This window comes from Devosia sp. MC1541 (assembly GCF_012847305.1).
Classification (GTDB): domain Bacteria; phylum Pseudomonadota; class Alphaproteobacteria; order Rhizobiales; family Devosiaceae; genus Devosia.
In genome coordinates this window covers 56,435-62,434 of the sequence record NZ_JABBDZ010000018.1, presented here as the reverse complement: position 1 = coordinate 62,434, position 6,000 = coordinate 56,435, and the positions used below count along the sequence as shown (strand labels likewise).

The window sequence follows — 6,000 nt, the reverse complement described above, 5'->3', positions numbered from 1 at the left end:
TCGAGGTACCCCTTCCGGATCAGGTAGTCGAATATGCCGCGTATCGTGCTCAGATATTTGGCATCGACAGTTGTGGAGCTGATCGGCGGCAGCGGACTTGCACGCTTGGCGTTCAGAGCGATGGCCTTCACCGGATCATCGGTCTTGAGATGCTTTATAGCATCAACGGGCATTTGATCGATCAAATCCCGATACCGCAGCATGTCCTCCTTTTTGTACTGAAAGACCGGCTTGTCGCCCATGGTGGCAATAAAGATTTGCAGCTTCGTGCGGATTTCAGCCAGATATTTCGGGGACCTCCGCTTCCTGAGCAAATCTGCAAAATGTCCTTCAATATGCGCCGTCAATGGCTTTTTCGCTTCAGGATGGAGCGTCCCCAGCCGCATCGCTTCCGCAACTGCCAGCGCCAGTGCCTCTGGCGTCTGGTTACTAATGGCCGGCACAGGAGATGCTGCTCGCGCAGGACCCGTTGAGAATGCGAAAGATGAGGGAGCCATATCGGCAGGCTTTTGACCGTCGATCATACACTGCGTGGGAGCAGTTGCTTCGGCCGCAGCGTCGATGCTGTTTTGCCCGACCTTGCCAACGGACGCCTCATCGTTGATGCCGGCATTCAGGCTGTCGAGAAGCATGCGATATTTGGCGCGCTCTGCCCAAGCCCGGCTGTCGCGGTCAAAGTCGTCCATCACACGACCCAAGACGACATTCAACGCATCGCGTGCGCCCGGCTTGAGCCCAGCGTCGCGGAGTATCGCGAAAGCCTCTTCAACCAGCAAAACCAGTGTCCACGCTCTTTGCCGGGCCACCCGCTTATTGCACGTACGCAATGACCTGCGGATGTCCGTGTTGCCAAGGCGATCGATCAGGTCAACCGGAACCGAGCGACGGAACCAGTAGACCGGACCTCGCCGGTGAACAAAGGATGAAATGGAACTTGGCAAGGAACAAACACTCCCGTCACTGTGACGGGATGCTGTGACAGAATCCGTATTTTGATTCGGATTCAACTCTAGCAATATCAATGGCTTAGAAGTGGCGGAGAGGAAGGGATTCGAACCCTCGAGACCGTTCCCGATCTGCACCCTTAGCAGGGGTGTGCCTTCGACCACTCGGCCACCTCTCCACACACGGGGAGATACAGGGCTTCGGCGTTGTCTGGCAAGGGATTTATCGCCCCATTTGGGTTTTTCCCCATCGAGTGCCTCGATTGCTGTGTTTTTGGCATTTATGGGCCGATGTTTGGCATTGTGCCGGCATTGTTTGGCCTCCTGCGGGGCAAATCAGTGCCAGAAAGGGCCAATCCTGGCGTCGCCCAGCGGCATCTGGGTATTCGCCCCTCCCGCAACTGGGAGGGGCATATTGTTAGCGGCGGAAGATCTGCATCTGCGGATTGCCATTGCCGCGCTGCGAAATGGAAAATCCGTGCTCATCGAGCGTTGCGGTCACGCGATGGCGCAGGACCGCGAACATGAAAGTGGGCGTGACATTGACCGGTTCGTCAAATTGGATGGTCACGGTGTAGCTCTGCATATTACCAGACATCTGGACGCCGATGATCTGGCCGGAAAAAGCCTGCTCCAGATAAAGCCCTTTGACCCGCTCGCCGACCTGGTAGGGAGCGATGGCGCGTTCGGGCAGCGCCGCCCGAGCGGTGTTCCAATCGCGGAAGCCATGCTTTTGCGCGATTTGTTCCAAAGCTGCACTGTGGCTGAGCGTCTGACCCATCTGAGCCAAGCTATCGCGCAGGTCTTTGGCTTCAGATTTCAGAGTGGTGGCGGTCGGGGTATCAAGTGAATACGACATTTCGGTCTCTCCAATGAGAGGCGACTGTGTTCATGGGAGCCCGCATTGCCATGATGCGCCTTGGGAGTATTCCGAAGCGGATCGTGTCTCACGCTGACTTCACCATAGGCCAAAGGCCCGCGAGCGGCAGGGGCAGCACCCTGTCGCGTAAATGGTGGGACGCCGCGCGGAAGTCAAGAGATGTCCGACCGAGGCAGATTGGGGTGGACGAAGGCTGCCAAACCTCTAGTGTTTAGCAAAGCGCCAAGCGCTTGGGGGACTTATGACTGAAATCATTTTGCTGTTGGCCGGTTTTCTCGGCGGCGCCGTGAACTCTCTGGCGGGCGGCGGCTCGTTTATTGTGTTTCCAGCGCTTTTGTTTGTCGGCGTACCGCCGGTTTTAGCCAATGCCTCCAACACCTATGCGGCCCTGCCCGGCTATGCCAGCGGCGTGGCGGGCTATTGGCAATCCATGAAGATGTACCGAGGACAAATGTTGTCCTTCGGTATTGTCGCGATCATCGGTGGGTATATCGGCGCGGAACTGCTTCTTGTCGTCAGTGACGCGCAGTTCGAGTTGGTCGTGCCCTGGCTGATGAGTTTTGCGGTCGCGCTCTTTGCCTTTGGCAATCAGCTCAACGGCTTTATCAAAGCGCGCTCCAGCGGAACAAGCCGCATGGCAAAGCTCGGCGCAGCACTGATCCTGCTGCTAATGGGCGGCGTTTGTGTCTACGGCGGCTTCTTTAATGCTGGCCTAGGCATTCTGCTTTTGGCGGCCTTGGCCATGGCCGGGCTGACCAATATTCACGCGATGAATGGGCTAAAACTGTACATCTCGACGCTGGTGGCGCTCGTCGCCGTGATCCGCTTTGCGCTCAATGGCTCGATTGATTGGTATCATGGCTCCATCGCGCTGATTGGCGTGACGACGGGCGGCTATCTCGGCGCGCGTATGGCTCAACACATCCCCGGCCAATGGATCCGCATTGGGGTCATTGTCTATGGGATGTTTATGACGGCGTATTTCTTCTGGGCGGCTTATGGGTGAGATTTTTGGGGCGCTAGCCCCCCACCCCGGCCCGCTCCGCAAGGGGGAGGGAGAAGAAGGAGTTCTCGGCGGAATAGTGAGGCCCCCTCACCCGGCCTGCGGCCGACCTCTCCCCCAAAGGGAGAGGTGGAGGGAGACTACAGAGCTCGCTTCAGCCACACAGCGGCGTCGTGGAAGGGGACACCGCCGAAGGGGGCGGCGGGGATGGCGCTGGTGAGGACGTTGATGCCTTTGCCACCACGATGGGATTTGTTGCGGTGCAGACCTTCGGCAATCAGCACCCCGGTTGAAAGCCCAGTGTGGATACGCGCAGTGAGCTCGACCTCGCCGCGATCATTGCCGAGAATGACAGCATCGCCATCGGAAATGCTAAGCCGCTCGGCGTCCTGGGGATGGACGAAGACCGACGGTTCGCCTTCGCGTTTGAGACTGCCCGGGGTTTGGTTGAACGAGGAATTGAGGAAGGTGCGCGCTGGGCTTGTCGCCAGCTTAAAGGGTAGCGCCTCGGTGACGACTTCGTTCACCGCCCAATGGTCAGCGAACTTCGGCATGATCGAAGGGTCACACACCCAACGATAGCCCTTGCGATCGGCGACCTCCTGCCAATTGGGCGCAAACCGGTAGCGTCCGTCTTCCCAATTAAACCCCTTAGCGAAGCGGGCAACATCGTCAGGCCGCTCACGATCGACATAGCCCGTTTCTTCAACCTCTTCCAAAGCCGGATAGCCCGAGCGGGCAAAGGTGTCAGCGACGACTTCCCGATCCTTGGTGAAGAACACCGGATCGGTTTCGCCGAGGCGTATGGCGAGCGCGTTGATCAGCTCGTGGTTAGACCAGCATTCGCCGGGGCGATCCACCACGGCTGGGCCATAGAGCACACGCGTATGGCCGCCACGAGTGTAATAGTCGTTGTGCTCGAGGAACATGGTGGCAGGCAGGACGATGTCCGCCAGTTCAGCGGTTTCAGTCAAAAACTGCTCATGCACGACGAGGAAGAGATCGTCGCGCATAAATCCTTCGCGCACGCGGTTCTGCTCGGGGCAAACCGAGGCGGGATTGGTGTTTTGAACGATCATCGCCCGCACTGGCCCACCTCCCTGCAAGGCTTTCGCGTCGCCCGTCAGGATGGGCCCGACCTCGGACATGTCCAAGGCGCGCGGCGCGCCCTTTTGCAGGAACGTGCCTTTGAGGCGCGATTTATCCAGCCCCCAGGTGCCGGAGTTGGAGTGAAAAGCGCCACCACCGCGATATTGCCAAGCGCCGGTCATCGCCGGAATGGAGAGCGCGGCGTGGACCGAGGTCGCGCCATTGCGCTGGCGCGAGAAGCCATAACCGAGGCGGAAAAAGCTTTTCTTGTTCTCGCCGACCAGACGGGCAAAGGCTTCTATTTCATCGACACTTAGGCCGGTGATTTCAGATGCCCATTGCGGGGTACGCGCTTCCAGATGTGATTCAAACTCTGGCGAGAAGTCCGTGTATTTACGCATATAATCCCGATCCGCGAGATTATCGCGGAGGAGAATATGCATCGTCGCGACGGCCAGCGCCCCATCGGTCCCCGGACGCAGGATGAGCGCCAGATCGGCCTGATCCATGGTCGTGGTGCGGTAGATATCGATGACCACGATTTTAGCGCCACGGGATTTGCGCGCGCGGGTGGCGTGGGTCATGACGTTGATCTGGGTGTTGACCGCATTGGTGCCCCAGATCACCACGCAATCGCTCTCTGCCATTTGCTCGGGATTTACGCCGCCGAGCAGGCCCGTGCCGGCGATATAGCCGGGCCACGACAGACCTGTGCAGATGGTGTCATATTGGTGCGAATAGCCACGGGTGGCGCGAAGGCGCTCAATGCCGTCGCGCTGCACATGCCCCATCGTGCCCGCATAGAAATAGGGCCAGATGGCCTCAGCCCCATGCTCGGTTTCGATGGCGAGAAAGCGGGTCGCAATCTCGTTGAGCGCCTCGTCCCAAGTGATGCGCTCCCACTGCCCTGCCCCCTTGGGACCGACACGGCGCATCGGATGGGTTAAGCGCTCAGCGTGATGAATACGCTCGGCATAACGCGCCACTTTCTCGCAAATCACACCGGCTGTGTATGGGTCGTCCTTCGCCCCGCGCACGCGTCCCACCTTGCCATCTGGCAAAATGTCGACGTCCAGCGCGCAGACCGATGGGCAATCATGCGGGCATACAGAGCGGATGGTGCGGCTGGGGGCTTGTGCGTTCATAGGCGAAAACTACCCCCAAGGCCTAACCCGAGCAAACGCAGAATTGCGATAGCTCGGATCAATCCCGTTGATGACTTAGAGACCGAAAGCGCTTGTGGCGGTTTCTGAATTGCGCCGCGCGCGCATGGCGGCGTGGCTCACCAGCTGCGCTGCACCAGCGTGAAACTGAGAAAAAGTAATCGCGCCGGTCGAGGCAACCACGGTAACGCCACGCCAATTGGGCATGACTTTGTGCACCTTGCTCCATTCGATTGTGGTGGTACGCCCCAAGGCCGAGCGATGCACCAGACGGCGGTGATCCCAACGGGTGTTGGTAAAGAGGCCAACCAGCCCGATACCGGCAGCCCCGACCAGCAATAAGAGCGCGGCCAGATAGGTGGCAAAGACTTCCAGCAGATCGGCATTATGACCCAAGGTGATCACACCCAACAGCAGCACCAGCGACAGGGCCGCAGCGCCGTAACAGGCAAAATATTCGACCAGCGAGGGCCGCAATTCGCTCCATCCGTCCTCTGTCACAAGGGCGACCTCGGGCTGCATCAATCGCAATGCGAGGAAGGCGGCATAGCCGAAGGCAACAACACCCGCTGCTCGTGAAAGGGGCAACTGACTGAACGCCGGTACATATTTGAGGGCGATCAGGACAGTAATAATAACGAGCGGCAGAGCCACTTCTTGCCAACGCAAAGGCACGCTTTTGTCTCCAGAAATAGGCCGCGACGCAAACGGCAGTAATTTCGCCTACATCGCAGCAGGAAACTTGTTTTGGCTATTCACAATTTTGCGGCTCGCAGGAATGTCAGCACTTCTTGCTGGGGGTGTGTCTCGCAGCCCTCACAGAATTGACCTGATCAATTGAGCCCAATCAGGCCTATTGAGAGACTTGCTTTCTCCATCATCACTCAGTTTGATTTCAGAAATTGTCGTTTTTCATTAGAC

5 protein-coding genes and 1 tRNA gene are annotated in these 6,000 nt (G+C 58.4%); 1 reads left to right on the top strand and 5 read right to left on the bottom strand.

Annotated elements, in window-relative coordinates:
* From HKD40_RS15665 to HKD40_RS15655, 3 genes are all read right to left on the bottom strand, one after another.
* Positions 1–941, bottom strand: a 941-nt coding sequence (locus tag HKD40_RS15665; protein ID WP_349236816.1) for a DUF6538 domain-containing protein, incomplete at its 3' end; no start/stop codon positions are given.
* A 92-nt stretch (positions 942–1,033) separates the two neighbouring features.
* Positions 1,034–1,123: transfer RNA gene (locus HKD40_RS15660), tRNA-Ser, on the bottom strand.
* A gap of 239 nt (positions 1,124–1,362) precedes the next feature.
* A complete protein-coding gene (locus tag HKD40_RS15655; protein WP_169196724.1) occupies positions 1,363–1,803 on the bottom strand; it encodes a glyoxalase superfamily protein in 441 nt (146 codons plus the stop codon).
* A gap of 262 nt (positions 1,804–2,065) precedes the next feature.
* Here HKD40_RS15655 and HKD40_RS15650 point away from each other — a divergent pair, with 262 nt between their 5' ends.
* Positions 2,066–2,830, top strand: a complete 765-nt coding sequence (locus HKD40_RS15650) for a sulfite exporter TauE/SafE family protein (RefSeq protein ID WP_169196723.1) — start codon at positions 2,066–2,068, stop codon at positions 2,828–2,830.
* 137 nt (positions 2,831–2,967) lie between these two features.
* Here the strand turns inward: HKD40_RS15650 and HKD40_RS15645 are convergent, their stop codons facing one another.
* Both HKD40_RS15645 and HKD40_RS15640 read right to left on the bottom strand, forming a co-directional pair.
* Complete coding sequence (locus HKD40_RS15645; protein ID WP_169196722.1) at positions 2,968–5,061, bottom strand: molybdopterin-dependent oxidoreductase; 2,094 nt, start codon at positions 5,059–5,061, stop codon at positions 2,968–2,970.
* Between the two features lie 75 nt (positions 5,062–5,136).
* Positions 5,137–5,754, bottom strand: coding sequence for a hypothetical protein (locus HKD40_RS15640; protein WP_169196721.1), 618 nt, complete (start codon positions 5,752–5,754; stop codon positions 5,137–5,139).
* Positions 5,755–6,000 lie beyond the last annotated feature (246 nt).